The 26,835-nt window shown below is 71.7% G+C and carries 28 protein-coding genes; 14 read left to right on the forward strand and 14 right to left on the reverse strand.

From position 1 onward, the window contains the following. Nucleotides 1-134: 134 nt before the first annotated feature. On the forward strand, nt 135-1,679 hold the full coding sequence (gene hutH, locus E2E34_RS11265; protein ID WP_138901758.1) for a histidine ammonia-lyase: 1,545 nt from the start codon (nt 135-137) through the stop codon (nt 1,677-1,679). Nucleotides 1,680-1,720: 41 nt separating this feature from the next. Here hutH and E2E34_RS11270 read toward each other — a convergent pair whose 3' ends face one another. Further along, nucleotides 1,721-1,999: a hypothetical protein gene (locus E2E34_RS11270; protein ID WP_138901759.1), complete on the reverse strand. Its 279-nt coding sequence runs from the start codon at nt 1,997-1,999 to the stop codon at nt 1,721-1,723. Between the two features lie 109 nt (nt 2,000-2,108). Between E2E34_RS11270 and E2E34_RS35390 the strand changes: the two genes are divergently transcribed. The 4 genes from E2E34_RS35390 to E2E34_RS11290 all read left to right on the forward strand — a co-directional run bounded on the left by E2E34_RS35390 (nt 2,109) and on the right by E2E34_RS11290 (nt 6,342). Then, the gene (locus tag E2E34_RS35390; protein ID WP_167518264.1) at nt 2,109-2,435 is read left to right on the forward strand and encodes a hypothetical protein; all 327 of its coding nucleotides are present in this window, start codon (nt 2,109-2,111) and stop codon (nt 2,433-2,435) included. Nucleotides 2,436-2,663: 228 nt separating this feature from the next. Beyond that, entirely contained in the window at nt 2,664-3,932 is a 1,269-nt protein-coding gene (locus E2E34_RS11280) for a L,D-transpeptidase (protein ID WP_138901760.1), read from the forward strand. Between the two features lie 153 nt (nt 3,933-4,085). Then, nucleotides 4,086-5,555 (forward strand): ABC transporter permease, encoded by a 1,470-nt coding sequence (locus tag E2E34_RS11285; RefSeq protein ID WP_138901761.1) that lies wholly within the window; start codon nt 4,086-4,088, stop codon nt 5,553-5,555. A 100-nt stretch (nt 5,556-5,655) separates the two neighbouring features. Beyond that, complete coding sequence (locus E2E34_RS11290; RefSeq protein ID WP_138901762.1) at nt 5,656-6,342, forward strand: ABC transporter ATP-binding protein; 687 nt, start codon at nt 5,656-5,658, stop codon at nt 6,340-6,342. A 322-nt stretch (nt 6,343-6,664) separates the two neighbouring features. On the opposite strand, the gene E2E34_RS11295 is transcribed toward E2E34_RS11290, so the two are convergent. Both E2E34_RS11295 and E2E34_RS11300 read right to left on the reverse strand, forming a co-directional pair. Beyond that, complete coding sequence (locus E2E34_RS11295; protein WP_138901763.1) at nt 6,665-7,129, reverse strand: GNAT family N-acetyltransferase; 465 nt, start codon at nt 7,127-7,129, stop codon at nt 6,665-6,667. Beyond that, nucleotides 7,126-7,974, reverse strand: a complete 849-nt coding sequence (locus E2E34_RS11300) for a helix-turn-helix transcriptional regulator (RefSeq protein WP_138901764.1) — start codon at nt 7,972-7,974, stop codon at nt 7,126-7,128. The genes E2E34_RS11295 and E2E34_RS11300 overlap by 4 nt, the downstream gene beginning before the upstream one ends. 128 nt (nt 7,975-8,102) lie before the next feature. Here E2E34_RS11300 and E2E34_RS11305 point away from each other — a divergent pair, with 128 nt between their 5' ends. Then, nucleotides 8,103-9,179 (forward strand): NAD(P)-dependent alcohol dehydrogenase, encoded by a 1,077-nt coding sequence (locus tag E2E34_RS11305; RefSeq protein ID WP_138901765.1) that lies wholly within the window; start codon nt 8,103-8,105, stop codon nt 9,177-9,179. A 129-nt stretch (nt 9,180-9,308) separates the two neighbouring features. After that, entirely contained in the window at nt 9,309-9,656 is a 348-nt protein-coding gene (locus E2E34_RS11310) for a DUF1330 domain-containing protein (RefSeq protein WP_138901766.1), read from the forward strand. 78 nt (nt 9,657-9,734) lie between these two features. Here the strand turns inward: E2E34_RS11310 and E2E34_RS11315 are convergent, their stop codons facing one another. The 5 genes from E2E34_RS11315 to E2E34_RS11335 all read right to left on the reverse strand — a co-directional run bounded on the left by E2E34_RS11315 (nt 9,735) and on the right by E2E34_RS11335 (nt 13,890). Continuing rightward, the gene (locus E2E34_RS11315; RefSeq protein ID WP_138901767.1) at nt 9,735-10,808 is read right to left on the reverse strand and encodes a DUF4034 domain-containing protein; all 1,074 of its coding nucleotides are present in this window, start codon (nt 10,806-10,808) and stop codon (nt 9,735-9,737) included. 51 nt (nt 10,809-10,859) lie between these two features. Then, on the reverse strand, nt 10,860-11,498 hold the full coding sequence (locus E2E34_RS11320; protein ID WP_138901768.1) for a GNAT family N-acetyltransferase: 639 nt from the start codon (nt 11,496-11,498) through the stop codon (nt 10,860-10,862). 60 nt (nt 11,499-11,558) lie between these two features. Then, on the reverse strand, nt 11,559-11,972 hold the full coding sequence (locus E2E34_RS11325; RefSeq protein ID WP_138901769.1) for a DUF7919 family protein: 414 nt from the start codon (nt 11,970-11,972) through the stop codon (nt 11,559-11,561). An 80-nt stretch (nt 11,973-12,052) separates the two neighbouring features. Further along, a complete protein-coding gene (msrA, locus tag E2E34_RS11330) occupies nt 12,053-12,712 on the reverse strand; it encodes a peptide-methionine (S)-S-oxide reductase MsrA (protein ID WP_425573388.1) in 660 nt (219 codons plus the stop codon). Between the two features lie 71 nt (nt 12,713-12,783). Beyond that, nucleotides 12,784-13,890, reverse strand: a complete 1,107-nt coding sequence (locus E2E34_RS11335; protein ID WP_138901771.1) for a hypothetical protein — start codon at nt 13,888-13,890, stop codon at nt 12,784-12,786. A 69-nt stretch (nt 13,891-13,959) separates the two neighbouring features. Here E2E34_RS11335 and E2E34_RS11340 point away from each other — a divergent pair, with 69 nt between their 5' ends. Beyond that, nucleotides 13,960-15,105 carry a cystathionine gamma-synthase gene (locus E2E34_RS11340; RefSeq protein ID WP_138901772.1) on the forward strand — a complete coding sequence of 382 codons (1,146 nt, stop codon included), beginning with the start codon at nt 13,960-13,962 and terminating at the stop codon, nt 15,103-15,105. Nucleotides 15,106-15,153: 48 nt separating this feature from the next. Here E2E34_RS11340 and E2E34_RS11345 read toward each other — a convergent pair whose 3' ends face one another. Genes E2E34_RS11345 through E2E34_RS11355 form a run of 3 tightly spaced genes read right to left on the reverse strand, consistent with a single transcriptional unit; the run spans nt 15,154 to nt 16,441 of the window. Beyond that, a complete protein-coding gene (locus tag E2E34_RS11345; RefSeq protein ID WP_341870213.1) occupies nt 15,154-15,399 on the reverse strand; it encodes a hypothetical protein in 246 nt (81 codons plus the stop codon). Continuing rightward, on the reverse strand, nt 15,396-15,872 hold the full coding sequence (locus E2E34_RS11350; protein WP_138901773.1) for a sigma factor-like helix-turn-helix DNA-binding protein: 477 nt from the start codon (nt 15,870-15,872) through the stop codon (nt 15,396-15,398). The genes E2E34_RS11345 and E2E34_RS11350 overlap by 4 nt, the downstream gene beginning before the upstream one ends. A 32-nt stretch (nt 15,873-15,904) precedes the next feature. After that, nucleotides 15,905-16,441 carry a MarR family winged helix-turn-helix transcriptional regulator gene (locus E2E34_RS11355; protein ID WP_167518266.1) on the reverse strand — a complete coding sequence of 179 codons (537 nt, stop codon included), beginning with the start codon at nt 16,439-16,441 and terminating at the stop codon, nt 15,905-15,907. 147 nt (nt 16,442-16,588) lie between these two features. Here E2E34_RS11355 and ilvA point away from each other — a divergent pair, with 147 nt between their 5' ends. The 3 genes from ilvA (at nt 16,589) to E2E34_RS11370 (ending at nt 19,769) form a co-directional block, all read left to right on the forward strand. Continuing rightward, nucleotides 16,589-17,818: a threonine ammonia-lyase gene (gene ilvA, locus E2E34_RS11360; RefSeq protein WP_138901774.1), complete on the forward strand. Its 1,230-nt coding sequence runs from the start codon at nt 16,589-16,591 to the stop codon at nt 17,816-17,818. Between the two features lie 122 nt (nt 17,819-17,940). Then, nucleotides 17,941-18,912 carry an ATP-binding cassette domain-containing protein gene (locus tag E2E34_RS11365; protein WP_138901775.1) on the forward strand — a complete coding sequence of 324 codons (972 nt, stop codon included), beginning with the start codon at nt 17,941-17,943 and terminating at the stop codon, nt 18,910-18,912. Then, nucleotides 18,909-19,769, forward strand: coding sequence for an ABC transporter permease (locus tag E2E34_RS11370; protein ID WP_138901776.1), 861 nt, complete (start codon nt 18,909-18,911; stop codon nt 19,767-19,769). Before E2E34_RS11365 ends, E2E34_RS11370 begins: the two co-directional genes overlap by 4 nt. A gap of 81 nt (nt 19,770-19,850) precedes the next feature. Here the strand turns inward: E2E34_RS11370 and greA are convergent, their stop codons facing one another. Together greA and E2E34_RS11380 are read right to left on the reverse strand one after the other, a co-directional pair. Continuing rightward, the gene (gene greA, locus E2E34_RS11375; RefSeq protein WP_138901777.1) at nt 19,851-20,348 is read right to left on the reverse strand and encodes a transcription elongation factor GreA; all 498 of its coding nucleotides are present in this window, start codon (nt 20,346-20,348) and stop codon (nt 19,851-19,853) included. A 146-nt stretch (nt 20,349-20,494) separates the two neighbouring features. Next, nucleotides 20,495-20,914 (reverse strand): DUF4307 domain-containing protein, encoded by a 420-nt coding sequence (locus tag E2E34_RS11380; RefSeq protein ID WP_138901778.1) that lies wholly within the window; start codon nt 20,912-20,914, stop codon nt 20,495-20,497. Between the two features lie 97 nt (nt 20,915-21,011). Here E2E34_RS11380 and mca point away from each other — a divergent pair, with 97 nt between their 5' ends. Both mca and E2E34_RS11390 read left to right on the forward strand, forming a co-directional pair. Then, a complete protein-coding gene (mca, locus tag E2E34_RS11385; protein ID WP_138901779.1) occupies nt 21,012-21,893 on the forward strand; it encodes a mycothiol conjugate amidase Mca in 882 nt (293 codons plus the stop codon). Beyond that, nucleotides 21,886-22,188 carry a hypothetical protein gene (locus E2E34_RS11390; protein WP_208765210.1) on the forward strand — a complete coding sequence of 101 codons (303 nt, stop codon included), beginning with the start codon at nt 21,886-21,888 and terminating at the stop codon, nt 22,186-22,188. Before mca ends, E2E34_RS11390 begins: the two co-directional genes overlap by 8 nt. A 210-nt stretch (nt 22,189-22,398) precedes the next feature. On the opposite strand, the gene E2E34_RS11395 is transcribed toward E2E34_RS11390, so the two are convergent. Then, nucleotides 22,399-25,617 carry a tetratricopeptide repeat protein gene (locus tag E2E34_RS11395; protein ID WP_138901781.1) on the reverse strand — a complete coding sequence of 1,073 codons (3,219 nt, stop codon included), beginning with the start codon at nt 25,615-25,617 and terminating at the stop codon, nt 22,399-22,401. 105 nt (nt 25,618-25,722) lie between these two features. On the opposite strand from E2E34_RS11395, the gene E2E34_RS11400 reads away from it, so the two are divergent. Beyond that, the coding region (locus E2E34_RS11400) for a thioredoxin domain-containing protein (protein WP_167518267.1) at nt 25,723-26,835 on the forward strand (1,113 nt) is incomplete at its 3' end.

Below are 26,835 nucleotides of genomic sequence, written 5' to 3' on the forward strand. Positions count from 1 at the left end.
GAGCCGGGGTGAGGGACGGGCGCGGGGCGCGCGAAGGCGGGTGCGGCCGGAGGCGCTGAGCGGTCGGGCCCGGTAAGGGGCCAACCGTCCGTGGGGTAGTGACAGAAAGGGATTCAATCCGTAGGGTTCTGAATATGGATATGCACACAGTCGTGCTGGGGACGTCCGGGACGACCGCAGCGGATGTCATCGCCGTCGCCCGGGGCAACGCCAGGGTCGAGCTCTCCCAGGAGGCCGTCACCGCCCTCGCCGCCTCGCGCGAGATCGTCGACGCCCTGGCCGCCAAGCCGGAACCCGTCTACGGCGTCTCGACCGGCTTCGGAGCCCTCGCCACCCGGCACATCAGCCAGGACCTGCGCGCCCAGTTGCAGCGCAACATCGTCCGGTCGCACGCCGCCGGCATGGGCCCGCACGTCGAGCGCGAAGTCGTGCGCGCGCTGATGTTCCTGCGGCTCAAGACCGTCGCGTCCGGCCACACCGGCGTACGCCCGCACGTCGCCCAGACCATGGCGGACCTCCTCAACGCCGGCATCACCCCGGTCGTCCACGAGTACGGTTCGCTCGGCTGCTCCGGCGACCTCGCCCCCCTCAGCCACTGCGCCCTCGCGCTGATGGGCGAGGGCGACGCGGAGGGCCCCGACGGCGTCGTACGCCCCGCCGGTGAACTGCTCGCCGCGCACGGCATCGCCCCCGTCGAGCTGCGCGAGAAGGAGGGCCTGGCCCTCCTCAACGGCACCGACGGCATGCTCGGCATGCTGATCATGGCCATCGCCGACCTGAAGCGGCTCTACACCTCCGCCGACATCACCGCGGCCCTCAGCCTCGAAGCCCTCCTCGGCACCGACAAGGTCCTCGCACCCGAGCTGCACGCCATACGCCCCCACCCGGGCCAGGGCGAATCCGCCGACAACATGCTCCGCGTGCTCGCCGGCTCCGGGCTCACCGGACACCACCAGGACGACGCCCCCCGCGTCCAGGACGCCTACTCCGTGCGCTGCGCCCCCCAGGTCGCCGGCGCCGGACGCGACACCATCGCGTACGCGCTCACCGTCGCCGAGCGGGAGCTGGCCGCCGCCGTCGACAACCCCGTCGTCCTGCCCGACGGCCGTGTCGAGTCCAACGGCAACTTCCACGGGGCGCCCGTCGCGTACGTCCTCGACTTCCTCGCCATCGCCGCCGCCGACCTCGGCTCGATCTGCGAGCGCCGTACCGACCGGCTCCTCGACAAGAACCGGTCGCACGGCCTGCCGCCCTTCCTCGCCGACGACGCCGGCGTCGACTCGGGCCTGATGATCGCCCAGTACACGCAGGCCGCCCTGGTCAGCGAGATGAAGCGGCTCGCGGCGCCCGCGTCCGTCGACTCGATCCCGTCCTCCGCGATGCAGGAGGACCACGTCTCCATGGGCTGGTCGGCGGCGCGCAAGCTGCGTACCGCGATCGACAACCTGACGCGGATCGTCGCCGTCGAGCTGTACGCCGCCACGCGCGGCATCGAGCTGCGCGAGGGCCTCGTGCCCGCGCCCGCCTCGCAGGCGGTCATCAAGGCCGTACGCGAAGCGGGCGTCGAGGGTCCGGGTCCGGACCGGTTCCTGGCGCCCGACCTCGCGGCGGCCGACGCCTTCGTACGGGCGGGCCGGCTCGTCGGGGCCGTCGAGCCGGTGACCGGCCCGCTCGCGTAGGCGGCGGCCGGACCGGCGGAGTGATGGAGCGGGGCCGTGCGTCAGATCACCGGACGCGCGGCCCTTCTCATCGAGTACGCCATGAATCCGGCGCCCACGCCGAGGAACGCGGTGCCGCCGATCAGGTACGGGGTGGTGTCCACGCTGCCCGTGTCGGCCAGCGCGAGATCCCGGGAGGACGTGGCGGGCGGCTGTGCCTGCGTCGCGGGCTGCGGCTTCGCCTCCTTGTCCGCCGTGGCGTTGGCGGACGGGACGAACCACAGAGCACACAGCAGTGTGCCCGCGGCGGTGGCGGTCAGCAGCGGTCGGCGTGCGGACACGTGATCGATCCCCCTTGAGGCAACCGGGAATTGGCCGTGTGCGCCGATGCTAATGAAAGCAGCGGGTCGCAGGAAAGTCGCGAGGGCCCGGCGGCCTACGCTCCGAGGCATGAACGCAACTGAGACGTCACGCTTTGTCCGGCTCCAGGTCGAATTGGTGCTGGAAATTTCCGATGCCGAGGAACTCACCGAGGCCGCTCTCGCCCACGTCACGGAGGACGCCCACGCGGCGGACGTCGAACGCACGCATGCCGAGGCCGCCGTGCGGGAAGACGTGGCGGAGGCCCTCGCCCACCTGGTGGACCCGTTCGATCTGATCAGCGACGTCCCCGGTGTGGAACTCGCGCAGGCCTCGTGGAGCAGTGAACGGATCGACTACAACCCCGACGCCGTGGAGTGGGACCTGGATGACGACGACGAGGAGGGCCCCGCGTAGCGTTTCCGGTGAGCCGGGCGGGCCCGGCCGGCCCGGTGAGCCCGGTGAAGAAATGCGCGCCGCCGCCGCAACCGGCGGCGGCGTGGCTGCGTCGATCTCTGTGATCAGTGGTGTTCCCCACATTCCTCCCAGATGTGGAACGGACGAATCGGTACAGGTGTTTAGAACATTGGCAGGGTGACGCTGCCCAGCGGCCCTGCCCGGGGATCTTGTGGGGAATCGGCAACGATGGAGAAGCGTGTGATGACGGACAGCAAGCGGCGCAGGGGCCTCATGGCCGCGTCCGCACTGCTAAGCGGCGTTCTGGTCCTTTCGGCCTGCAGCGACGGTGGCGACAAGGGCGGCGGCAGCGCCCAGAGCTCGAAGAAGTCGCAGGCCGAGGTGGACGAGGCCGCGGCCAAGGACACCTCCGAGGCCCGAATAGCGATCACCCCCAAGGGCGGCGCCGACAACGTCAGCATCAACCGCGGCACCAAGGTCTCCGTCAGCGAGGGCAAGCTGACCGAGGTCACGATGACCTCGACCGCCGGTGCGAAGGTGGCCGGCACGATCGCCGCCGACGGCAAGAGCTGGAAGCCGGACGCGCAGCTGGAGCGCTCGACGACGTACAAGATCTCCGCGACGGCGGCCGACTCGGCGGGCCGCAAGGCGCACGAGAACGCCTCCTTCACCACCGTCTCGCCCGCCAACAGCTTCATCGGGAACTTCACGCCCGACGACGGCTCCACGGTCGGCGTGGGCATGCCGGTGTCGATCAACTTCGACAAGGCGATCACCGACAAGGCCGCGGTCCAGAAGGGCATCACGGTCACGTCGAGCAGCGGCCAGGAGGTCGTCGGCCACTGGTTCAGCTCGCAGCGGCTGGACTTCCGCCCCCAGGAGTACTGGAAGGGCGGCTCCAAGGTCACCATGAAGCTGGCTCTCGACGGCGTCGAGGGCGCCGACGGGATCTACGGCGTCCAGGACAAGACGGTCACCTTCACCGTGGGGCGCAACCAGGTCAGCACCGTCGACGCCAAGACGAAGACCATGACGGTCACGCGCGACGGCAAGACGATCAAGACCATCCCGATCTCCGCGGGCGCGCCGGACAACCCGACGTACAACGGCCAGATGGTGATCTCCGAGAAGTTCAAGGAGACCCGGATGAACGGTGCGACGGTCGGCTTCACGGACGACGACGGCAAGGGCGAGTACGACATCAAGGACGTGCCGCACGCCATGCGGCTGTCCACGTCGGGCACGTTCATCCACGGCAACTACTGGGGCGCCGACTCGATCTTCGGCAGCGCCAACACCAGCCACGGCTGCGTGGGCCTGAACGACGCCAAGGGCGCGAACGACCCGAACCAGCCCGGCGCGTGGTTCTTCGACAACTCGCTCATCGGTGACGTGGTCGTCGTCAAGAACTCCCCGGACAAGACCATCAAGCCGGACAACGGCCTCAACGGCTGGAACATGGACTGGGAGCAGTGGAAGGCCGGTTCCGCGGCCTGATCCTCACGCTGCCGGCTCCTTCCCCGCAGCGATCCAGCGGCGGCGCCACCCCGAAATCGGGGCGGCGCCGCCGCTGTTCGCGTTCCCGGGCTTCTCATCCGGCTCTCAGACCGGCCTTATCCAGCCATCAGGAGCCGCCCATAGCTTCGCGCCATGTTCTTCACCTACCTCCGGCGCGAACTGCGCCGCCGCAGAAAGACGGCCTTCGTCGTCGCCTCCGGCCTCGCGCTCGGCATCGCGCTGGTCATCGTGGTCGGCTCGGTCTCCGCCGGCATGGGCCGGGCCCAGGACAAGGTCCTGGAATCGCTGTACGGGCTGGGGACCGACATGACGGTCACCAAGGCCGCGGCGCCGCCCGGCGCGAACGACACCGGCCGGGGACCCCGCTTCGAGTTCGACGCCAAGGACAGCGGCGACGACCAGGAGCAGAGCAGCGACCGGGTGCTGGTGCAGGGCTTCCAGACCCTGGCGTCCTCCACGGTCGCCGAGGTGGCGGACCAGGACGGCGTCGCGGACGCCGTCGGCGGCCTGAGCCTCCAGGTCCTCAAGGTCAGCGGCGAGTTCAAGCGCGGTGAGATCGAGAAGGCGCAGCCCGCGCAGCCCGCACAGCCGGGCGGCGCCGGCGGCGGCGAGGGCAGGGTGCGCGGCGGCGGAGCGGCCTTCGGCGTCGACTCCTTCTCCGTGTACGGAACCGACGTCACCGAGCCCGCGCTCGGCCCGCTCACCTCCTCCAGGATCACGGCGGGCCGCACCTTCACCGAGGCGGAGACCGACGCCAAGGTCGCCGTCGTCGACAGCGCGTACGCCAAGGAGAAGAAGCTCGGCATCGGCGAGAACATCACCGTCTCCGGTACGCCGTACAAGGTCGTCGGCATCGCGACGGCCGAGAGCGCGGACGCCGCCGCCAACGTCTACCTGCCCCTCGCCCAGGCGCAGACCCTGGCCGACGTGAAGGGCAAGATCACCACCGTCTACGTCAGGGCCACCGACTCGCAGCACATCGACGACGTCAAGACGGCCGTGCGGAAGAACATCCCGGGCACGACCGTCACCACCTCCGCCGACCTCGCCGCCACCGTCTCCGGCTCCCTGTCCACCGCCACCGACCTCGCCGCGAGCGTCGGCAAGTGGCTCTCCGTCACCGTACTGGCCGCCGCCTTCCTGGTGGCCGGGCTGCTCACCTCGTCGGCGGTCAGCCGCCGCGTACAGGAGTTCGGCACGCTCAAGGCGCTCGGCTGGAAGAGCGGCCGCGTCACCCGCCAGGTCGTCGGCGAGGCCCTGGCCAACGGTCTGCTCGGTGGGGCGCTCGGCATCGCCGTGGGCGTCGGCTGCGCGTACCTCGTCACCGCGATCAGCCCCACCCTCACCGCTCAGCTCGGCGGCGGGGGCGGTGGTGGCGGCGGGGCCGCCGCCACCGTGACAGGCCCCGGCGGTGGCATGGGCGGCCCGCTGCGGCAGGCCACCGGCAAGGCCGTCGACATCGCCCTCACCGCACCCGTCTCCCTCACCACCGTCGGGCTCGCCGTCGCACTCGCCGTCGCGGGCGGTCTCATCGCGGGCGGCTTCGGCGGCTGGCGCGCCTCCCGGCTGCGCCCGGCGGACGCGCTGCGCCGCGTGGCGTGAGGCGCGCGGCCCGATGCGCGTCGGTTGATCCGCGCGCCCGGGCGCGGCGCGCTCGCCCCCCTCGTAACCCTTCCTCGCACCGCAGGAGTTGACCCCACCCATGTACCAGCTCAAAGGCGTCACCAAGCGCTACCGGCGCGGCAAGGACACCATCGACGCGCTCGCGGGCGTCGACCTGACCATCGAGGACGGCGGCCGGCTCGTCATCCAGGGACCCACCGGCGGCGGCAAGTCCACCCTCCTCCAGATGCTCGGCGGCCTCGACAGGCCGACGACCGGCAGCGTCGAACTCGACGGCGTCGACCTGGCCGCGCTGCCGGAGGCCCGGCTGACCAGGGTCCGCGCCGAGAGCATCGGCTTCGTCTTCCAGAGCTTCAACCTCATCCCCACCCTCACCGCCCGGGAGAACGTCGAGACGGCGCTCGTACCGCTCGGCCTGAAAGCGGCGGACCGCCGCGAACGGGCGGCTGCGGCACTGGACTCGGTGGGGCTGGGCGAACGGCTCACCCACCTGCCCGGGGAGATGTCCGGCGGCCAGCAGCAGCGCGTCGCGATCGCCCGCGCGCTCGTCAAGCGGCCCAAGGTGCTGCTCGCCGACGAACCCACCGGGAACCTCGACGAGTCGATGCGCGACGAGATCATGGAACTGCTGGAAGGGCTGTGGAGGGAACACGGGCTGACGTTCGTGATGGTCACCCACGACAGCGCCCTCGCCCGCCGCGCGCCGCGCCTCGCCACGATCCGCAAGGGGCGCGTCACGGTGACCGAGAACGCGGCGGCCTCGTGACGCCGGCGGCGGAAGCGGGGTGACAGGAACGGCACACCGTTGAACTCGCGTGCGGGCCTCGGGGTCCGCGCGCAAGCACGCCGTCGTCACCGCCGCCCACAGCCACGACCTGCCCGCCGACATCCCGCCGCGGGCAGGTCGTCCACGACCGGGGCGGCCTCACAGCGACCGTGGCCGCCGTCGACGGGCGGAGCGGCGCCGAGGCGGTCGACGCGTACACCGAACTCGTACCGCGCGACCCGTCGGACACCCGCGCGCTCCCCGGTGGCCGTCCCCGCCCACCGGGGACCGCGCGGGCCGGGGGCGGTGCGGACCGGCCGGTTCAGCTCTCCGGCACCCACACGTAGCGGACGTCCGGCTCGCGCTCCTCGTTGCGCGAGCCGTCCGTCCGCTCGGCCGCGCGAAAGCCGTGCCGCTCGTAGAAGCGGTGCGCCGGCCCGTTGACCTGGAAGGTCCACAGCTCCAGGCCGCCGGGCGACCGTTGCTTCGCGAGCCGTACGAAACGGTCCCCGATCCCGCGCCCCCGGTGCTCCGGCGCCAGGTACAGCTGCTCGATCGCGCCGGGCTCCAGCGCCATCATCCCGACCACGGCGCCGCCGCTCTCCGCCACCCACGTCTCCTGCTCCGGCACGACGACGTACCGGAAGAAGTCCCGCACCCCGTCGTCGCTGTGCGCCCGCCGCACCGTGGGCAGCGCGGCGTCGTACGACCGCAGCCACACCTCGGCCACGGCGGCGGCGTCGACGGAACCGGCCGCCCGGCGCAGGGTCACTTCCGCGTCACTCATGCGACGTACTCCGCATCCGTACCCCAGTTCGCCAGTAGTTGCAGGGCCTCCTGTGACGGCGAACCCGGCTCCGCGTGGAAAGTGATCAGGTGCTGCTCGGGGTCGTCGGCGAGCGTCAGCGTCTCGTACGCCAGGGTCAGTTCACCGACCAGCGGGTGGTGCAGGCGCTTGCTGCCGTGGCCCTTGTCCTTGACATGATGCGCGGCCCACAGGCTCCTGAACACCTCGTTCTTCACCGACAGCTCGCCGACCAGCGCTGACAGCAGCGGATCGTCCGGATGGCAGCCCGCGTCCAGCCGCAGGTAGCTGACGACCTCGCACGCCTTGGACTCCCAGTCGACGTACACGTTCCGGTAGTCGTCGTCCAGGAAGAGGAGACGGGCGATGTTGCGCTCCTCCACGGGCCGCGCGGTGATGTCGCCGAACAGTGAGCGCGCCATGCGGTTGCAGCCGAGGACGTCGGTGCGCCGCCCCATCACGTACGCCGGCACCCCGTCCATGGCGTCCATCAGGTGCTGCAGACCGGGCCGCAGGCGCTGCGGCCGCACCGGACGCTTCCGCTTCTGCGACGGCTTGGCGAGATGCGTGAGGTGGTCGCGCTCGGCGTCGGACAGCCGCAGGGCGCGGGCGATCGCGTCGAGCACGCCCATGGACACGTTGCGGCCGTTCCCCTGCTCCAGGCGCGTGTAGTACGCGACGGACACCCCGGCGAGCTGCGCGAGCTCCTCGCGGCGCAGACCGGGCACGCGGCGGTGCCTGCCGAAGTCGGGCAGGCCGACGTCCTCGGGCTTCAGCCGCGCGCGGCGGGAGCGGAGGAACTCACTCAGTTCGGCGCGCTGGTCCATGACAGCCAGTATCACCCCCCGCCGCACCGGGTACGAAGGTGAGCCTGTCCCCGCCAGTGGTACGCACAGCAGACCTACGCTCAACAGAGGGCTGGGTGGATGTCAGCAGGTCAGGCAGGCTTTCGAGCATGACCACTTCTACCTCCGCCCCGTCCGTGTCCACCGTCTCGTCCGTCTCCGCCTACGCGGCCCCCGCCGCCAAGGCACCGCTGGAGAAGATCTCCGTGCCGCGCCGCCCGGTCGGCGAGCACGACGTCCTGATCGAGATCAAGTACGCGGGCATCTGTCACTCCGACATCCACCAGGTCCGTGACGGCTGGGGCGAGGGCATCTATCCGATGGTGCCCGGTCACGAGATCGCCGGCGTCGTCACCGAGGTCGGAGCGGGCGTCGGCAAGTACGCCGTCGGTGACCGGGTCGGCGTCGGCTGCTTCGTCGACTCCTGCCGCACCTGCGAGGCCTGCCTCGCGGGCCAGGAGCAGCACTGCGCGAAGGGCATGACCGGTACGTACAACGCTCTCGACAAGAACGGCGAGCCGACCTACGGCGGCTACTCCACCCACCTCGTCGTCGACGAGAACTACGCCGTGCGCATCCCCGACGGACTGTCGCTGGACGTCGCCGCCCCGCTGCTGTGCGCCGGCATCACCCTCTACTCGCCGCTCAACCACTGGCAGGCGGGCCCCGGCAAGAAGGTCGCGATCCTCGGCCTGGGCGGCCTCGGACACATGGGCGTCAAGATCGCCGACGCGCTGGGCGCCGAGGTGACCGTACTGAGCCAGACCCTCCGCAAGAAGGAGGACGGGCTGAGGCTGGGCGCGGACCACTTCTACGCGACCGGCGACCCGAAGACCTTCGAGGAGCTGGCGGGCTCGTTCGACCTGATCGTCTCGACGGTATCGGCGCCGCTCGACATGGACGCGTACCTCGGCCTGCTGAAGGTGGGCGGCGCGTTCGTGAACGTCGGCGCTCCGGAGGAGCCGAACTCCCTCAACATGTTCTCGCTGATCGGCGGCAACAAGACGCTGGCCGGCTCCATGATCGGCGGTATCGCCGAGACGCAGGAGATGCTCGACTTCTGCGCGCGGCACGGGCTGGGCGCGGAGATCGAGCTGATCAGCGCGGACCGGATCAACGAGGCGTACGAGCGGGTACTGGCGAGCGACGTGCGGTACCGGTTCGTGATCGACGCGGCGACGATCTGACGGCGTGGGGGCCCGGTGTCTCCGCTCCCCGGCAGACCCCTGGCATTACCTGAGCGGTAATCGACGGCCGTGGTCCCTCCCGGAAGGATGTGACGCATCAGCCCGTCACACCGCCCGGGAGGGAACCCCATGAGCGCCTACGCCGTCGGTCACCTGCGCGCCGCCGCCCACCACGAGGACATCTTCGTGTACATGGAGCGGATCCAGGCCACCCTCGACCCCTTTGGAGGACAGTTCCTCGTCCACGGCACGGAGGTGGAGGTCCTGGAGGGCGAGTGGCCCGGCGACCTGGTGGTCATCGGCTTCCCCGACATGGCGAAGGCGCGCGACTGGTACGACTCCGAGGCCTACCAGGAGCTCCTCCCGATGCGCACGCGGCACGTCGCGGGGGAAGTGATCCTGGTCGAAGGGGTCGCCCCCGGCTACGACGCGGCGGACACGGCGGCCCGGCTGCGACAGCGGCACCGGGCGGCCTGACGCGCGGTGGCGTGCACCCCGGCGTCCGCCCGCCGCCGCGCGTCGTCCGTGCCGGCTACCCGGCGGGCAGCCGGTTCGTCACGGGCGGCCGGAGCCCAGCGCCGCGAGGCCGCGGGCGTGGTCGAAGGCCACCACCGTGTCGTTCGCCGAGGTCCACGGGGCCGCTCCGCACCACCCGCCGATCAGCCGGAACTGGGCGAGGGCCTCGGCGTAGCGCCCGCACTTCACCAGCGTCGCGGCGAGCAGGTGCCGTATGTGGGGCAGCCGGTGATCGTCGGGGTCCGCCTGAGCGAGGTCGGCCTGGACACGGGCGATCATCGGCTTGGTGGCCCAGGTGCGGTACGCCTCGTCACCGTCCTGCAGCACCGCCTCGTGCACGGCGTCCAGGTAGATGCCGGAGAGCAGGGAACCGGCCGGCGCCGACACAGCCGCCTCCTTGGCGAACTTGAACATGAGCTTGTGGGAGCCGTACCACTTCTGGCACCAGTACTGGAGAGCCTGCCAGTGGGCGTCGTAGTGGTGCGGCGCGCGAGCCGTCACCTCGGCCCACAGGCCGTTGAACTCGTCGCGGGAGAGACCGAGTCCGCGCGCGGCGGCGACCATCGTGATCCACGGCGAGGGGTCGCGCGGCGCCAGCCGGGCCGCCTCGCGGGCGGCGTGCATCGCCGTCGGCAGCAGCTCGGCGAACAGCTCCATCTGACCGTCGGAAGTCTCCCGCGCGTACTTCACACCGCGCGCCGCCCAGGCACGCAGAAGGAGGGCGTGCGCGTGCACGACGACGGCGTCGGCGTCCTGCGGCATCCGGGCACGCCAGGTCCGCAGCCAGCGCTCGTCCTCGACGGCGACGTCCGCGAAGATGCCGACGAGCCGCCAGCGCGCCTCCCAGTCCGCGTCGTCGGCGGCCGAGGCCAGCAGGCCGGCGGCGGGCTCCCAGTCACCGCCGCAGGCGGCTTCGACGGCGAGTTGGAGGGCGGGTTCGTCGCGGGGCGGGCCGGAGCGGCCGGCGTCGAGCTGATCGCGGGGGACGAGCCCGTAGGCGGCCGCGTCGAAACGCTTGGCCTTCTGGTTGCGCAGGGCGACGCGGGTGACATGGACAAGAGCCCAGGCAAGAACGGCGAGGCCGACGACGGGGATGACGAGGTCTGTGAACACGGGACGTAATCATCCCAGGTCACGGTCACAGTACGCACACGAGCGGGAGAATTACCGGACTCGGTCGGGCGGGTGGACCGCGGCGCCGGCGCGGGCCGCCCACTGGTCGCGGTCCAGCGCGTACTCGACTTCGCCGTGTTCCGAGCCCTCGATGCTGTCGGGCCAGTTCCCGTACCAGCGGCGTACGAAGAGGAGGCCCGCCTTCTCCATCACGCGCCGGGAACGGGAGTTGACGTACATCGTGTCGGCGGTGACGCGCCGCACGCCCAGCTCGGTGAAGCCCTTGTCGATCAGGGCGCGGGCTCCCTCGGTCGCGTAACCGCGTCCCCAGGCGGCGCGGCCGAGGCGGTAACCGAGCTCGACGACTTCCGCGCTGTCGTCGTCCGTCGGCCGGAACTCGAACCACCCGAGGAACGCCCCCGTCGCCTTCTCCTCGGCGGCCCAGAAGCCGCGGGTCCCGATGCACTCATAGTGGTGCGTCAGCCGGGGCAGCACGCGCTCGACGACGAAGGCGCGGGAGGTGGGACGGCCTCCGTTGAGGTAGCGCATGACCTCGGGGTCGCTGTCGAGGTCGACGAGGCGGTCGACGTCGGTGGGGTCGGTGCTGTCGGCGCGGGGGCCGGTGTCCGGGCCGGCCTCGGCGAAGGGGCGGAGGACGAGTCGGTCGGTCTCCAGGAAGATGCGGCGCATCGTCCGATCGTCGCGCTGGCCCGCAGCGCCCGCCACCGAATAAAAGCGGGCGGGACGCGGTCAGTTCGCGGACGCCAGGACCGCTCGTACGAACGCGGCGGGCGGCGCGTACGCGTGGGCCTCGACGTAGTGGGTGATCAGCTCGGGGGCGGCGTAGACGACGCCGTCCCCGACGACGCGTATCTCGGCGCTGCCGCGCGGACAGGTGTCACGGGCGCCGAGCAGGCCGAGCGTCCGCGCGGCGCACCAGGGGCAGAAGTGGTAACCACGGGTCTGCTGGGCACGGTGGGTCCGCTGCATGCCCCGGAGCGCCTCCACCAGCCCGGCGGGGGCGTCGCCCTTGGCGTAGGGACGGACCCGCCCCAGCCAGCCCACGTTCACGTGCGGCACCGCTCGGGGGGCGGTGGGAGCTCTGGTGGGAGCGCCGCTGTCCGTGTCGTAGGTGTACGGCGTCAAATCCGCGTAATAGGTCATGGTTGCTGTCTACCAGCCGGATCGCACCGACCGGGCAGAGGCGGGCCCGTCGCACCGGCGCGGTGTGACGGACCCGCGCGTCAGTCGGTCTTCGCCACACCGATCGGGCAGCTGACCCCCGTGCCGCCGATGCCGCAGTAACCCCCGGGGTTCTTGTCGAGGTACTGCTGGTGGTGCGGTTCGGCAGGCCAGAACGGGCGGGTGTCCGCCGGGAGGATCTCCGTGGTGATCGTGGAGTGGCCGGAGTACGTGAGGACCTTCTGGTACGCCTCGCGGGACGCCTCGGCGGCCGCCGCCTGGGCGGGGGAGTGGGTGTAGATCGCCGAGCGGTACTGCGTGCCCACGTCGTTGCCCTGGCGGAAGCCCTGGGTCGGGTCGTGGTTCTCCCAGAAGACCTTCAGGAGCTGCTCGTACGAGACGACCGACGGGTCGAAGACCACCCTGACCGCCTCCGTGTGCCCCGTCAGGCCCGAGCAGGCCTCCTCGTACGCCGGGTTCTCGGTGTAGCCGCCCTGGTAGCCGACCAGCGTCGTCCAGACGCCGTCCGTCTGCCAGAACGTGCGCTCCGCGCCCCAGAAGCAGCCCATGCCGAAGTCGGCGGTCTCCAGGCCGTCGGGGTACGGGCCCACCAGCGGGTTGCCGAGGACCGTGTGCCGGGACGGGACGTCGAACTCGGGGGTCGGGCGGCCCTTCAGGGCCTGCTCCGGGGTGGGGAGCTGGGGGGTACGGCCGAACATCATCACTCGGTCTCCTTCACGGGGGGCGGCACCGGGGGGAACACCTCGGCGCCGCCCGGAATTCCGCCTCGTCGTCAGCCGGGCAGGGTCGCCGGGCTGCCGCCGTTCGCCTCGTAGCCGGCGACCGCCAGCGCGCGGTACACGGCGTAGTCCGCCGCCGGGTCCGGGCTGTGCGTCCAGGGCAGCGCGCCGACGTGGCCGTCCACGTGCCGCAGCTGGTTCATCGCCTCCGCCCAGCGTTCGGCGCGTACCAGGAAGAGGATCAGCAGGTGGCGTACGTGCGCCAGCACCGGGTCGTCGGGGCGGGCGGCGTGCACCGCGTAGAGCGCGCCCTCCATGGCCTTCGTCACCACCGCGCTCTGGTAGAAGCCGTTGACGAGGTTGACCTCGGGCAGGTGCTCGTACACGGCGAACAGGGGCAGCGCCGCGAGCAGCGAGCCCTGCGGCGCGCGGGCGGCGGCGGCGGTCGCGAAGGTGTCGGCGGCGTCGCGCGAACCGTGCCACTTCTCGCTGCGGTAGCTCAGCGCGGCGAGGTGCGCGCCCATGTGGGCCGGCGCGCGGTCCAGGACCTTCGCCCACAGCTGGTCGAACTCCGGCTCGGGGTAGGCGAGTCCGCGCGCCACGGTCAGCTCGGTGATGTACGGGACGGGGTCGCCCGGCGCGAGCAGCGCGGCCTCGCCGCACACCGTGCGGGCCTCCTCCAGGATGATCCGGAAGTCGTTCGTACCGGGCGTCGACGTACGCCACGCCTGCTGCACCAGGAACTCGGCGTGCACCTGCGCCCCGCCCGCGTCCTTCGGCGACTCGGCCCGCCAGGCCCGAAGCCAGCGCCCGCCCTCGCCCGGGTGCTGGGCCAGCTCCAGGGAGGCGGCCCCGGCGAACGCCTGCACGCGCTGCCAGCGCACCTCGCCGTCCTTCGGCGTCCCCGCGAGGAGCTGTGCGGCGGCCCGCCAGTCCTGCGAGCGCTGCACCACTTCCAGGACGTCTTCCAGGTCCTGGTCCGGGCCCGGCATCCGTACGTCGAGCAGCTCCTGGCGTACGAAGCCGTAGTCGGCCGGGTCGGCGGCGTCCGGGGAGCCGGGCGCGACCAGGCGGATGCCGCCGCCGCGCCTGCGCAGGACGAAGGGGCCGATGACCGCCGCCAGCATGCACAGAGCGATCAGGAACCAGAGAATCTCCATGGCTCCATTGTCCCGGACCGCGCGGGGACGGCGGTGGGCGGAGGCGCGGACGAACTACGCTCGTGCCTCATGAGCGACCACCACAGCTTCGAGACCATCGCGATCCACGCCGGAAACACCGCTGACCCCCTGACGGGCGCGGTCGTACCGCCGATCTACCAGGTCTCCACGTACAAGCAGGACGGCGTCGGCGGCCTGCGGGGCGGCTACGAGTACAGCCGCAGCGCCAACCCGACCCGCACGGCCCTGGAGGAGAACCTGGCGGCGCTCGAAGGCGGCAGCCTCGGGCTGGCCTTCGCGTCGGGCCTGGCGGCGGAGGACTGCCTGCTGCGGACCCTGCTGAGCCCGGGCGACCACGTGGTCATCCCGAACGACGCGTACGGCGGCACCTTCCGCCTGTTCGCCAAGGTCGTCTCGCGGTGGGGCGTCGAGTTCTCGGTCGCGGACACCTCCGACCCGGCGGCGGTACGGGCGGCCCTGACCCCCAGGACCAAGGTGATCTGGGTCGAGACCCCCTCGAACCCGCTCCTGGGCATCAGTGACATCCAGGCGCTCGCGGGCGTCGCGCGCGCGGCCGGCGTCCGCCTCGTGGTCGACAACACCTTCGCGAGCCCCTACCTCCAGCAGCCGCTGGCACTCGGCGCGGACGTCGTCGTGCACTCGACCACGAAGTACATGGGCGGCCACTCGGACGTCGTCGGCGGCGCGCTGATCGTCAACGACACGGCGCTCGGGGAGGAACTGGCCTACCACCAGAACGCCATGGGCGCCGTCGCCGGGCCCTTCGACGCGTGGCTGGTGCTGCGGGGCATCAAGACGCTCGCCGTGCGGATGGACCGCCACAGCGAGAACGCGAGGCGGGTCGCGGAGATGCTGACGCGCCACCCGCGCGTCACGCAGGTCCTCTACCCGGGGCTGCCCGAGCACCCGGGCCACGAGGCGGCCGCCAAGCAGATGAAGGCGTTCGGCGGCATGGTGTCGTTCCGCGTCGAGGGCGGCGAGGAAGCGGCCGTCGAGGTCTGCAACCGTGCCAAGCTCTTCACCCTCGGTGAGTCGCTGGGCGGCGTCGAGTCCCTGATCGAGCACCCGGGCCGGATGACGCACGCGTCGGTGGTGGGCTCGGCCCTGGAGGTCCCGGGCGACCTGGTGCGGCTGTCCGTCGGCATCGAGTCGGGCGACGACCTGCTGGCCGACCTCAAGCAGATGCTGGGCTGACCCGCCCGCCGCAGGCCGGAGGGGCGGATCGGCCCCTCCGGCACAGGGTCACCACCCCTCCAGCGGCGGGGCGATCTCCGACGGCGGTACCACCCAGGGCTGCTCCAGCGCGGCCCACACCGCGAACGCCACCGCCACGAGTGCCAGCAGCAGCCACAGCAGCCGTCGCGCCAGGACCCGGCGGCGCAGCAGGCGGGCGCCGCGCTCGGCGGCGCGCGTCCCCAGGTCGGCGGGGACCGGGGGGTGGGGCGTCTCCAGCATCCGGCGGACCTCGTCCTGCGTGCGGTCGCTCACGGCGTGGCCACCTTGCGCACCGGACCGGCCGGGGCGCGCGGTCCGCTGCGCATCGCGGCCGTCGCACGCGTACAGATCGCCCGCACCCGCTCCGCGGGAAGCCCGAGCTGCGCGGCCGTCTGCTCCTCGGCGACACCTTCGTACAGCCGCAGGACCAGCACCAGCCGCTCCTGGGGTGTCAGCCGCTCCAGCACCCCGCCGCCGTGCTGCCGGTAGTGCCACGCGCCGCGCGCGAAACGGGCGGCGAGCTCCTGGCGGGTGCGGTCGTACGGGTCCTCGCCGCGCAGCCGGTCCCAGTCCGCGTACGTACGGGCCAGCGCGGCGGTGAGCAGGCGCCGCGCCCGCGGGTTGTCGTCCGCGGGCTCCGCCGTCAGCAGTGTCGAGGCATGCAGCAGTCGTCCTGCCGCACCCGCGACGAACGCCTCGAACTCGCGGGCCCTGCGGCGATGCCGAATCGCCTGCCGCTCTCGCACGCCCTCATATCAGGGCAGGAAAGGGCCCGGGGTCAAGAGGTCGGCGGCACCTGCGCGCCGGTGGCCGCGGCCTCGGACCCCGCCTCGACGCCCGCCGCGCCCTGGCGGGCCGACAGCGCGGAATTGAAGCGCGTGAGGAGCGTGCAGAACGCGTCGCGCTCCTCCTCGGTCCAGCCGTCCGTCACCTGGGCCATCAGCTCGCGCCGCGAGGAGCGCACCTCGTCGAGCCGGGCCTGCCCGCGCGGCGACAGCTGGAGCACGACCGCACGACCGTCCTCGGGGTGCGACGTGCGCTTCACGAGGCCCGTGTCGACGAGCGGCGCGACCTGCCGGGTCACGGTCGACGAGTCGATCCCCATGCCCGCGGCCAGCGCCTTGACGCCCATCGGGCCTTCCTGGTCGAGCCGGTTGAGCAGCAGATAGGCCGCGCGGTCCATGGAGTTGCGGACCTGGCCCACTCCGCCGAGCCTCGTCTGCTCGGCGCGGCGGGCGAAGACGGCCACCTGGTGCTGGAGGGCATCGAGGAGGCCGGTGTCCGGATCAGTCGTCATGTCCTGGGAAGTGGGCATGGCTGGGGGCTCTCTTCGTGCGGTGGTCGGTGTGGTGGGGGACAGAGTACGCGGGTGCCGGCGGGTGCGTACCGGCGCTGCGAGAAACGGTGCGAAGCCCTCGGTGCCCGGCGGGCGCCCGGCCGGCGAGCTGCCAGACTTGCGGTCATGAGCTTCCGTACGGCCGATCCTTTCCGCAACCTCATGCTCGACGACATACGAGGGGCGCAGAAGATGCTCTCCGGGGTCGCGAGGTCCACGGCGATGGAGGGCAGCCGGCATCTGTCGCACCTGGTCGGGGCCCCGGTCCACCTGAAGTGCGAGAACCTGCAGCGGACCGGTTCGTTCAAGCTGCGGGGCGCGTACGTGCGGATCGCCGGGCTCTCCCCCGAGCAGCGCGCGGCCGGAGTGGTGGCGGCGAGCGCGGGCAACCACGCGCAGGGCGTCGCCCTGGCCTCGACCCTCCTCGGCGTGCGGTCCACCGTCTTCATGCCGCTCGGGGCGCCCCTGCCGAAGGTCGCGGCGACCCGGGAGTACGGCGCCGAGGTGCGCCTGCACGGCCAGGTCGTCGACGAGACGCTGGCCGCCGCGCAGGAGTACGCCGACACGACGGGCGCGGCCTTCATCCACCCCTTCGACCACCCCGACATCGTCGCGGGCCAGGGGACGCTGGGCCTGGAGATCCTGGAGCAGTGCCCGGAGGTACGGACGATCGTCGTCGGAGTGGGCGGCGGCGGGCTGGCCGCCGGCATCGCGATCGCGGTCAAGGCGCTGCGCCCCGACGTGCGGATCATCGGCGTACAGGCGGCGAACGCGGCGTGCTACCCGCCGTCGCTGGCCGCCGGGCGGCCGGTGTCGATCGACACGGCGCAGACCATGGCGGACGGCATCAAGGTGGGGCGGCCCGGCGACGTGCCGTTCGCGGTGATCAACCAGCTGCTCGACGGGGTAGTGACCGTCACCGAGGACGAGTTGTCGAGTGCGTTGCTGCTCTGCCTGGAGCGGGCCAAGATGGTCGTCGAGCCGGCCGGGGCGAGCCCGGTCGCGGCGCTGCTGAGCAAACCGGAGTCGTTCGAGGGCCCGGTCGTCGCGGTGCTGTCGGGCGGCAACGTCGATCCGCTGCTCATGCAGCGCATCCTGCGGCACGGCATGGCGGCGGCGGGCCGCTACCTGTCCCTTCGGCTGCGTCTGACGGACCGCCCCGGCGCTCTGGCGGGGATGCTGGCGGAGCTGTCGGTGGTCGACGCCAACGTCCTCGACGTGGGTCACGTGCGGACCGATCCGCGGCTCGGACTCACGGAGGTCGAGGTGGAGCTGCACCTGGAGACGAAGGGCCCGGAACACTGCGCGGAGGTCCGGTCGGTGCTGCGGGAGGCGGGCTACACCGTGATGACTTAAACGGATGACGCCACGCGATCTGGCGCTCTACGGTGGTGGGCCTCGCGTGCGGCTTCGCCGAGCAGGGCAAGGCCGGCAAACCTAGGATTCGCGTAGGAATCACCCACAACGGGGGACCACTTATGCCAGGAGCCATCCATGCCGAGGGTCTGGTGAAGACCTTCGGCGACGTCAAGGCCCTCGACGGGGTCGATCTCGATGTGCCGGAAGGCACGGTCCTCGGCCTCCTCGGCCCGAACGGGGCCGGCAAGACCACCGCGGTGCGGGTCCTGACCACACTGCTCCAGCCCGACAGCGGCAAGGCGGTCGTCGCCGGCATCGACGTCCTCAAGCACCCCAACGAGGTGCGCCGGTCCATCGGCCTGTCCGGCCAGTTCGCCGCCGTCGACGAGTACCTCACCGGGCGAGAGAACCTGCAGATGGTCGGCAGGCTCTACCAGATGTCCGCGAAGGCGTCGAAGGCCCGCGCGGAGGAGCTGCTGGAGCGCTTCAACCTCGCCGAAGCCGCCGACCGCACGGCCAAGACGTACTCCGGAGGCATGCGGCGGCGTCTCGACCTCGCCGCCGCTCTGGTCGTCAGCCCGCCCGTGATGTTCATGGACGAGCCGACCACCGGGCTCGACCCCCGCAACCGGCAGCAGCTGTGGGAGGTCATCCGGGAACTCGTCTCGGGTGGTACGACGCTCCTGCTCACCACCCAGTACCTCGAAGAGGCCGACCACCTGGCCCACGACATCTGCGTCATCGACCACGGCCGCGTCATCGCGCGCGGCACCTCCGACCAGCTCAAGGCCCGCACCGGCGGCGAGCGCATCGAGGTCGTCGTGCACGACCCCGAGCACCTCACCACCGCCGACGAGGTACTGCGCGCCTTCGGCAAGGGGGCGAGCAAGACCGAGCTGCACACCCGCAAGATCACCGTGCCCGTCGCCGGCGGCGCCAAGCTCCTCGCCGAAGTCATCCGGGAGCTGGACATCCGCGGCGTCGAGATCGACGACATCGGTCTGCGCCGCCCCACCCTCGACGACGTCTTCATCTCCCTGACCGGCCACGCGGCCGCAGTCGCGGAGGAAGAAGCGGAGGCCGCCAAGTGAGCGCCGTAACGGACACCGCACCCGGCACCCGCGCCCCTCAGCCGCGCGGGGGCATCGCCCAGTCGGTCTCCGACTCGCTGGTCATCGCCAAGCGGAATCTGATCCGGATGGCCCGGATCCCGGAAATGGTCATCTTCGGACTGATCCAGCCGGTGATGTTCGTCGTGCTGTTCACCTACGTGTTCGGCGGCTCCATCCAGGTCGGCGGATCCACCTCCGCCTCGGCCTACCGCGAGTTCCTGATGGCCGGCATCTTCGCCCAGACCGTCACCTTCGCGACCGCCGGCGCGGGCGCGGGCATCGCCGACGACATGCACAAGGGCCTCATCGACCGCTTCCGGTCGCTGCCCATGGCCCGCGGTGCCGTCCTCACCGGCCGCACCCTCGCCGACCTCGTGCAGACCGCGCTCACCCTGGTCGTCCTCGCGATCGTCGCCGTCATCGTCGGCTGGCGCGTGCACGAGAACATGGCCAAGGTCCTGCTCGGCTTCCTGCTGCTCCTCCTGCTCGGCTACGCCTTCTCCTGGATCGGCGCCCTGATCGGCCTGTCCGTCCGCACACCGGAGGCGGCGACGTCCGGCGGACTGATCTGGCTGTTCCCGCTCACCTTCATCTCGAACGCCTTCGTCGACGCGAACCAGATGCCGACGTTCCTGCGGCACATCGCCGAGTGGAACCCGTTCAGCGCCACCGTGCAGGCCTGCCGCGAGCTGTTCGGCAATCTGCCGCCCGGCTTCCAGACCTCCGACGCGTGGCCCATGCAGAACCCGATCCTCGCCTCGGTGCTGTGGTCGCTGCTGATCCTGGTGGTCTTCCGCACCCTCGCCGTGCGCAAGTACCGCTCGGCGTCGATCTGACCGCACGCGCCGACGATCCGACCGTACGCACGACGAAGCCCCCGGCCGGGACTCCCGGCCGGGGGCTTCGCGCTGTCGTGCTCAGCCCTGGTACGGCTTGGCTTCGAGGATCCTCACCGACGCCTTGTTGCCGTTCGGAAGCTCGTACTGCGCGTCCTCGCCGACCTTCTTGCCCATCACGCCGGTGCCCAGGGGCGACTGCGGCGAGTAGGTCTCGACGTCGGAACTCGCGTACTCGCGGGAGGCGAGCAGGAACGTCATCGTGTCGTCCTCGTCGCCGTCGAAGGCGATCGTGACGACCATGCCGGGGGCCACCACGCCACTGGTGGTGGGGGCCTCGCCGACCTTCGCGTTCTCCAGGAGCTGGGTCAGCTGGCGCACGCGGAGCTCCTGCTTGCCCTGCTCCTCCTTGGCCGCGTGGTACCCGCCGTTCTCCCGCAGGTCCCCCTCCTCGCGGGCAGCCGCGATCTTGCCGGCGATCTCCGTGCGTGCGGGACCCGACAGGTACTCCAGCTCGGCCTTGAGCTGGTCGTACGCCTCCTGGGTCAGCCAGGTGACGCTCTCGCTGGTCTGGGTCACAGGTGCTCCTCGTCGGTACTTGGAATACAAAGCAAGCATCGCCCTACCCAGAAGGATGTGCCTCCAGGGGCGGGCGAAACCACGAGCCTAACAATTCAGGCGGAAAAGGGGGAGGAGGAAAACACTCGAAGCGGTAACGCCGCAGGTCAGCGGGTGGAACCGGCTTCCGCCGTGCAGCCTGTCAGCTCGGTGCTGGTCGCCCTGGCCGTCGTACGGACCGTGTAGATCTCGTCGACGCGGTCCTTGCCGGGCGCGTCGACGCGCACGTCCCTGCGGCCCACTTCGCCGCCGTCCTCCGCGAGCGAGCGCAGCGTGCAGGTGCCGGTCGCCTCCGGGTCCTTGCGCACCTCCAGGTGCACCTTCACCTCGGAGTCCGAGACGGTGTCGAACTTGATCAGCTCGGCGCTGATCTTCTGGCCGGCGATGTAGTCGTAACCGAACCAGGCGGTCATCGCCAGGAGCGCGGCGCCCAGCACGGCGCCGACGATCTTGAGCTTGCGGTCCGCGCGCTCGTCCGCCGACCGGCCGTAACGGCCCTCGGGAAGGTCCTGGCGCACCGCGGTCATGATCGTTCCTCCTGGATCCGGAACTCCGGAATTTTCCGCCCCCCGATTCGGTCACTATAGAAGCCGCTTATTGCGCCGAATCACTGAGGATCGAGTCTTGACTGAGCAGCTGCGACTTATGGCCGTTCACGCCCACCCCGACGACGAGTCGAGCAAGGGTGCGGCGACCATGGCCAAGTATGTGTCCGAGGGGGTGGACGTGCTGGTCGTCACCTGCACGGGGGGCGAGCGTGGCTCCATCCTCAATCCGAAGCTCCAGGGCGACAAGTACATCGAGGAGCACATCCACGAGGTCCGCAAGAAGGAGATGGACGAGGCCCGCGAGATCCTCGGCATCCGCCAGGAGTGGCTCGGATTCGTCGACTCGGGCCTCCCCGAGGGCGACCCGCTGCCGCCGCTGCCGCAGGGCTGCTTCGCACTGGAGGACGTCGACGTGGCGGCGGGCCGGCTCGTGAGGTCCATCCGCGCCTTCCGGCCGCAGGTCATCACGACGTACGACGAGAACGGCGGCTACCCGCACCCCGACCACATCATGACCCACAAGATCACGATGGTGGCGTTCGAGGGCGCGGCGGACACCGAGAAGTTCCCGGAGGCGGAGTTCGGCCCGGCGTACCAGCCGCAGAAGCTCTACTACAACCAGGGCTTCAACCGGCCGCGCACCGTCGCGCTCCACGAGGCGCTCCTGGAGCGCGGTCTTGAGTCGCCGTACGGCGAGTGGCTGGAGCGCTGGAAGGAGTTCCAGCGGGCGGAGCGGACGCTGACCACGTACGTTCCCTGCGCCGAGTTCTTCGAGATCCGCGACAAGGCCCTCATCGCGCACGCCACGCAGATCGACCCGGACGGCGGCTGGTTCCGCGTGCCGATGGAGATCCAGCAGGAGGTCTGGCCGACGGAGGAGTACGAGCTGGCCAAGTCGCTCGTCGATACGTCCCTCCCCGAGAGCGACCTGTTCGCAGGCATCCGCGACAATGCCTGATGTGAACGTAACCCTGGCAATGACGCAGTTCGTCCCGCTCGCCGCGGACAAGTTCGACAAGGACAAGGTGACCCCGGGTGTCCTCGGGTTCCTGGTGTTCGCGGCGCTGGCCGTCGGCGTGTGGCTGCTGATGAAGTCGATGAACCGCCACATGGGCAAGGTCGACTTCGAAGAGGCGCCGGACCCGGCGGCGGAGCGCCGCAAGGCCACCGCCTCGGCGCCCGCTTCCGGTTCCGGTTCCGCTTCGGCGCCGACGTCGGCGGACCCGGCGGGCGACAGCCCCAAGGACGCGTAGGGCGAGGGCGGGCCCGGCGGGGCTCGTTCCCCGGCCCGCCCTTGCCCGCACCGTGGCGTGCTCCGGACCCCGGACGCCCGCCGGGCGCGCCCATCGCCATGTGCGCGCCGGCGTGCGAGGCGCGGGGCCTGGGGCGGGCCCCGGTCCTTGAAGGAGCGGGCAGGGGAGAAGCTGGTACGCGCCGCGTACCCGCGCCGTACCCGCACCCGCTCACCCCCGCGCCGCCTCCACCGGTACGCCCATCACCTCCCGAGCGTGCCGATTCGGCACCATGCCGAGCCGCCACGCCTGCCAGCCCTCCGCCAGATCCACACCGCGCTCCAGGACCAGGCCGTACGCCTCGGCGCAGTCCTCCAGCTTGCCGTCGCGCGTCGGATGCGCCGCCCGCAGCAGCTGCGACAGCTCCTCCTGGGCCACCGCCGTGCCGATCTCCGAGCCACCCGGCGAACCGAACGGCAGCAGCGTGCAGCGCAGGAAACGCGCCCAGTCCTCGCCGCGCCGGTCGTCGTACGACGTGAAGAGCCGCGCCGCCTCGTCACACAGCTCCAGCGCCTGCGCCGGCCGGTTGTTGCCCGCGTCCACGATCGCCAGCTCCAGGCACGTCCACGCCTCGCCGTGCGCCACCCCGATCCGGTGGAAGTCGGCCCGCGCGTCGACCAGCAGCTGACGCGCGAAGCCTGAATTGCGCAGATTGCCCGTCTGTGCCGCGCGCTGGTCACGCGTGACGCGACCCGAGTGGTGGCGCGCACAGGCCAGCCCGTACACGTCCCGCATCCGCGAGAACATCCCCCGCGCCCGCTCCAGCTCCCGCACCGCCTGATCGACGTCCCCGCGCTCCTCCAACGCCTGCCCGAGGTAGTACAGCGTCCACGCCTCACCCCGCGCGTCCTCCGCCTCCCGGTGCCGCGACAGCGCCTCACGCAGCTCCTCGACGGCTGCCGACGGGTCGCCGTCCACCAGCCGCGCGCGAGCCAGCTGCGTCAGCGCCCACGCCTCGCCCCGGCCGTCACGGGTACGCCCGTACAGCTCCAGCGCCTCGTGCAGCTGCCCCTGGGCCCGCGGCACGTCGCCCCTGCGCAGGAAGACCTGCCCGAGCTGGAAATGCGCCCACGCCTGCCCGTGCAGACTCTCACTCGCGCGGTGCAGGACCAGCGCCGTGTCGAGGTGAGCGACCGCCGCGGCGAGATTCGCCCGGTCCCGCTCCACCGCCGCCAGCGCGTGCAGCGTCCACGCCCGGTCGCCGTCCAGCTCCGGCGACGCCTGGAGCGCCAGCGCCTCGCCCAGCTTGTCCGCCGCCTGGGCCAGATTCCCCTGGTGGTGCAGCGTGATGCCCAGCGAACACAGGGCCCGCGCGGCGCCCGCCTCGTGCTGCGCCTCGAAATACAGGTCGACCACCGACGACAACGTCGTACGGGCCTTGTCCAGCTCACCGAGCTGGCGCGCCGCGATACCCGTACGCCACTGCACCGACCGCACCAGCAAACCCTGGTCCACCGCCTGCGTCAGCTCGCTGATCTCACCCAGGCGGTACAGGTCGCCCCGCAGCAGGCAGTAGTCGCACAGCGCGCCCAGCAGATTCAGCACCGCCTGCTGGTCGACCCCCTCCGCCTGGCGCAGCGCCGCCGTGATGAAGCTCGACTCGTCGTCCAGCCAGCGCAGGGCGGCGTCGAGCGACGTGAAACCGTGCGCCCCGAAATGATCCGCCCGCGTCGACGTCTTGCCGTCGACCAGACGGATCACCGAATCCGCCAGCTCGCCGTAGTTGCGGATCAGCCGCTCCTGCGCCGCCGCCCGGTCCGCCGGCTCCTCCTCGTCCAGCAGCCGCGCCTGCGCGAAGGCCCGCACCAGATCGTGCAGCCGGTAGCGGCTGCCCCGCACATGGTCGATCAGCCCCGCCCGTGACAACGCCGACAACAGCCGCTGCGCCTCGTGCTCGTCGGTCGCCAGCAGCGCCGCCGCCGCGGCGGCCCCCAGGCTCGCGCGCCCCGCCAGCGCGAGCCGGCGCAGCAGCCGGCGGGCCGCGTCCGGCTGGTCCGTGTAGCGCAGCCACAACGCCCGCTCCACCGGATCGACCGGACCGTACGCCTCCAGATCCGTCGCCAGCACCCGTGGCGAACGCGCGCCCAGCGAGGACCCCGCCACCCGCAACGCCAGCGGCAGCCCCCCGCACAGCTCGGTGATCCGCTCGGCCGCCTCCGCGTCGTACGGCCCCTCCTTCTCCTCCGCCACCTCCCGCAGCAGCTCCTCCGCGCCCACCGCGTCCAGCGCCTCCACCGGCAGCTGGTGCACCCACGCCGGAATGTCGGCCGGCAGATCGAGCGGCTCGCGGGCCGTCACGAGCACCAGGCTGTCCGAGCGCTCCGGTACGAGCGTGCGCACCTGCGCCGCGTCACAGGCGTCGTCCAGCACCACCGTCACCGGCAGGCCCGTCAGATGCTGGTGGTACAGCTCCGTCAGCCTGCGCAACTGCTGCTCCTGCGAGGACCGCTCACGGAAGAGCAACTGCTCACGCGGAGCGCCGAGCCGGTTCAGGAGGTGCAGCAGCGCCTCCCGCGTCGACAGCGGCGCCTCACCCCCCGTGTCCCCGCGCAGATCCACCACGCACGCGCCCCGGAACTGGTCCCGCAGGTGGTGCGCCGCCCGCACCGCCAGCGTCGTACGCCCGGAACCCGGCGCCCCGTGCAGCACCACCACCGTCGGCCGCGTCTCGGTGCTCGCCCGCGCCGCGTGCACCCACTGCGCGATCTGCCCCATCGCGCCCCGCCGCCCGGCGAACGGACCCTCCGGCTCCGGCAGATGCCCGAAGGACTGCTCCAGTACGGACCGCCTGCGCGCCGCCTGGCTGCGGTCGGCCCCGCGCAGCTGCCCGACGGCGGCGGTCTTCTTCGCCGAGGCCCCCCGGGTCGCCGCCAGCAGGACATGCTGCTGGTCCAGGAACGGCCGTATCCCCCGCACCTCCAGCGCCGTCAGCCACTCCAACCGCAACTGCTCCGGCCCACCGGGCTGCGCCAGCGCACCCGCCCGGCGGTGGGCGGCGGGCCAGTGCGCGGCGGTGACCCGGCCCACGGTGGCGGCGGCCCCGGCCACGGCGACGACCGCCCCGGCGGCGAGCGCGGTGCCGGGGCCCGTACCGAGCGCCAGATCGGCGCCGAAAGCGGCGACGGACGCAACGGCCACCACCAGCCCGGGAGTTGCCAGACGCGCACTGCTGAACCGTTCCGCCAGCGACAGCTGCCCGGCCTGCGCCTCGTCCAGCGCCCTGACGTAGGCGGCGTACTCCTCGCCCGCGCTCCCCGCCATGGCATCCAGCGCCGCCCGCCCGCGCACGAGCAGCGCGTTCGCGTCGACCCGCCCACCCGACCGCCGCGCCTGCTCCTCAACGGCCCGTACCAACAGCCGCTCGGCTTCGACCCGGTGGCTGTCCCGCATGTGCGTCCCCCTCCGAGAGCAATGATTGCGGGACAAGTGTCCTGCTTGACGCGCGTCAGCGCGAGAGAGTCAGGCGATCGGGGAGGGGTCGTGCAGGATGGAGGTATGCCGAACCGACTGGCCCATGAGACGTCCCCCTACCTCCTCCAGCACGCCGACAACCCCGTCGACTGGTGGCCCTGGTCGGCCGGCGCGTTCGAGGAGGCGCGAAGGCGCGGTGTGCCGGTGCTGCTCAGCGTCGGCTATAGCAGCTGCCACTGGTGCCATGTCATGGCGCACGAGTCGTTCGAGGACGAGCCGACGGCCGCGTACCTGAACGACCACTTCGTCAACGTCAAGGTCGACCGCGAGGAGCGGCCGGATGTGGACGCCGTGTACATGGAGGCCGTGCAGGCCGCCACGGGGCAGGGCGGCTGGCCCATGACCGTGTTCCTGACCGCCGACGCCGCGCCCTTCTACTTCGGTACGTACTTCCCGCCCGAGCCCCGGCACGGCATGCCGTCCTTCCGGCAGGTCCTGGAGGGGGTCAGTGCCGCGTGGACCGGGCGGCGGGAGGAGGTCGCCGAGGTCGCCGGGAAGATCGTCCGGGATCTGAGCGGGCGCTCGCTCGCGTACGGGGCGCCCGAGGTGCCGGGGGAGGAGGAGCTCGCGCAGGCGCTGCTCGCCCTGACGCGGGACTACGACGCCACGCGCGCCGGATTCGGCGGGGCGCCGAAGTTCCCGCCGTCCATGGTGCTGGAGTTCCTGCTGCGGCATTACGCGCGCACGGGGTCCGAGGGCGCCCTCCAGATGGCCGCCGACACCGGTGAGGCGATGGCGCGCGGGGGAATCTACGACCAGCTCGCCGGTGGCTTCGCGCGCTATTCGGTGGACCGTGAATGGGTCGTGCCGCACTTCGAGAAGATGCTGTACGACAACGCGCTGCTGTGCCGGGTGTACGCCCATCTGTGGCGGGCCACCGGGTCGGAGCTCGCGCGCCGGGTGGCGCTGGAGACCGCGGACTTCATGGTGAGCGAACTCCGTACGCACGAAGGCGGATTCGCGTCCGCGCTGGATGCGGACAGTGACGACGGCACGGGCAGGCATGTCGAGGGCGCGTACTACGTATGGACGCCGCAGCAGCTGCGTGAGGTGCTCGGGGAGCAGGACGCGCAGTTCGCCGCCCGGCTGTTCGGGGTGACGCAGGAGGGGACGTTCGAGGAGGGGGCGTCCGTACTC

It is taken from the genome of Streptomyces albidochromogenes (assembly GCF_005981925.1).
In the GTDB taxonomy this organism is placed as follows: domain Bacteria; phylum Actinomycetota; class Actinomycetes; order Streptomycetales; family Streptomycetaceae; genus Streptomyces; species Streptomyces albidochromogenes.

Bases quoted from the DNA above. Each gene is read 5' to 3' on its own strand.
- hutH (WP_138901758.1), top strand. From the start codon at position 135: ATGGATATGCACACAGTCGTGCTGGGGACGTCCGGGACGACCGCAGCG.
- E2E34_RS35390 (WP_167518264.1), top strand. From the start codon at position 2,109: ATGAACGCAACTGAGACGTCACGCTTTGTCCGGCTCCAGGTCGAATTG.
- E2E34_RS11280 (WP_138901760.1), top strand. From the start codon at position 2,664: ATGGAGAAGCGTGTGATGACGGACAGCAAGCGGCGCAGGGGCCTCATG.
- E2E34_RS11285 (WP_138901761.1), top strand. From the start codon at position 4,086: ATGTTCTTCACCTACCTCCGGCGCGAACTGCGCCGCCGCAGAAAGACG.
- E2E34_RS11290 (WP_138901762.1), top strand. From the start codon at position 5,656: ATGTACCAGCTCAAAGGCGTCACCAAGCGCTACCGGCGCGGCAAGGAC.
- E2E34_RS11295 (WP_138901763.1), bottom strand. From the start codon at position 7,129: ATGAGTGACGCGGAAGTGACCCTGCGCCGGGCGGCCGGTTCCGTCGAC.
- E2E34_RS11300 (WP_138901764.1), bottom strand. From the start codon at position 7,974: ATGGACCAGCGCGCCGAACTGAGTGAGTTCCTCCGCTCCCGCCGCGCG.
- E2E34_RS11305 (WP_138901765.1), top strand. From the start codon at position 8,103: ATGACCACTTCTACCTCCGCCCCGTCCGTGTCCACCGTCTCGTCCGTC.
- E2E34_RS11310 (WP_138901766.1), top strand. From the start codon at position 9,309: ATGAGCGCCTACGCCGTCGGTCACCTGCGCGCCGCCGCCCACCACGAG.
- E2E34_RS11320 (WP_138901768.1), bottom strand. From the start codon at position 11,498: ATGCGCCGCATCTTCCTGGAGACCGACCGACTCGTCCTCCGCCCCTTC.
- E2E34_RS11325 (WP_138901769.1), bottom strand. From the start codon at position 11,972: ATGACCTATTACGCGGATTTGACGCCGTACACCTACGACACGGACAGC.
- msrA (WP_425573388.1), bottom strand. From the start codon at position 12,712: ATGATGTTCGGCCGTACCCCCCAGCTCCCCACCCCGGAGCAGGCCCTG.
- E2E34_RS11335 (WP_138901771.1), bottom strand. From the start codon at position 13,890: ATGGAGATTCTCTGGTTCCTGATCGCTCTGTGCATGCTGGCGGCGGTC.
- E2E34_RS11340 (WP_138901772.1), top strand. From the start codon at position 13,960: ATGAGCGACCACCACAGCTTCGAGACCATCGCGATCCACGCCGGAAAC.
- E2E34_RS11355 (WP_167518266.1), bottom strand. From the start codon at position 16,441: ATGCCCACTTCCCAGGACATGACGACTGATCCGGACACCGGCCTCCTC.
- ilvA (WP_138901774.1), top strand. From the start codon at position 16,589: ATGAGCTTCCGTACGGCCGATCCTTTCCGCAACCTCATGCTCGACGAC.
- E2E34_RS11365 (WP_138901775.1), top strand. From the start codon at position 17,941: ATGCCAGGAGCCATCCATGCCGAGGGTCTGGTGAAGACCTTCGGCGAC.
- E2E34_RS11380 (WP_138901778.1), bottom strand. From the start codon at position 20,914: ATGACCGCGGTGCGCCAGGACCTTCCCGAGGGCCGTTACGGCCGGTCG.
- E2E34_RS11390 (WP_208765210.1), top strand. From the start codon at position 21,886: ATGCCTGATGTGAACGTAACCCTGGCAATGACGCAGTTCGTCCCGCTC.
- E2E34_RS11395 (WP_138901781.1), bottom strand. From the start codon at position 25,617: ATGCGGGACAGCCACCGGGTCGAAGCCGAGCGGCTGTTGGTACGGGCC.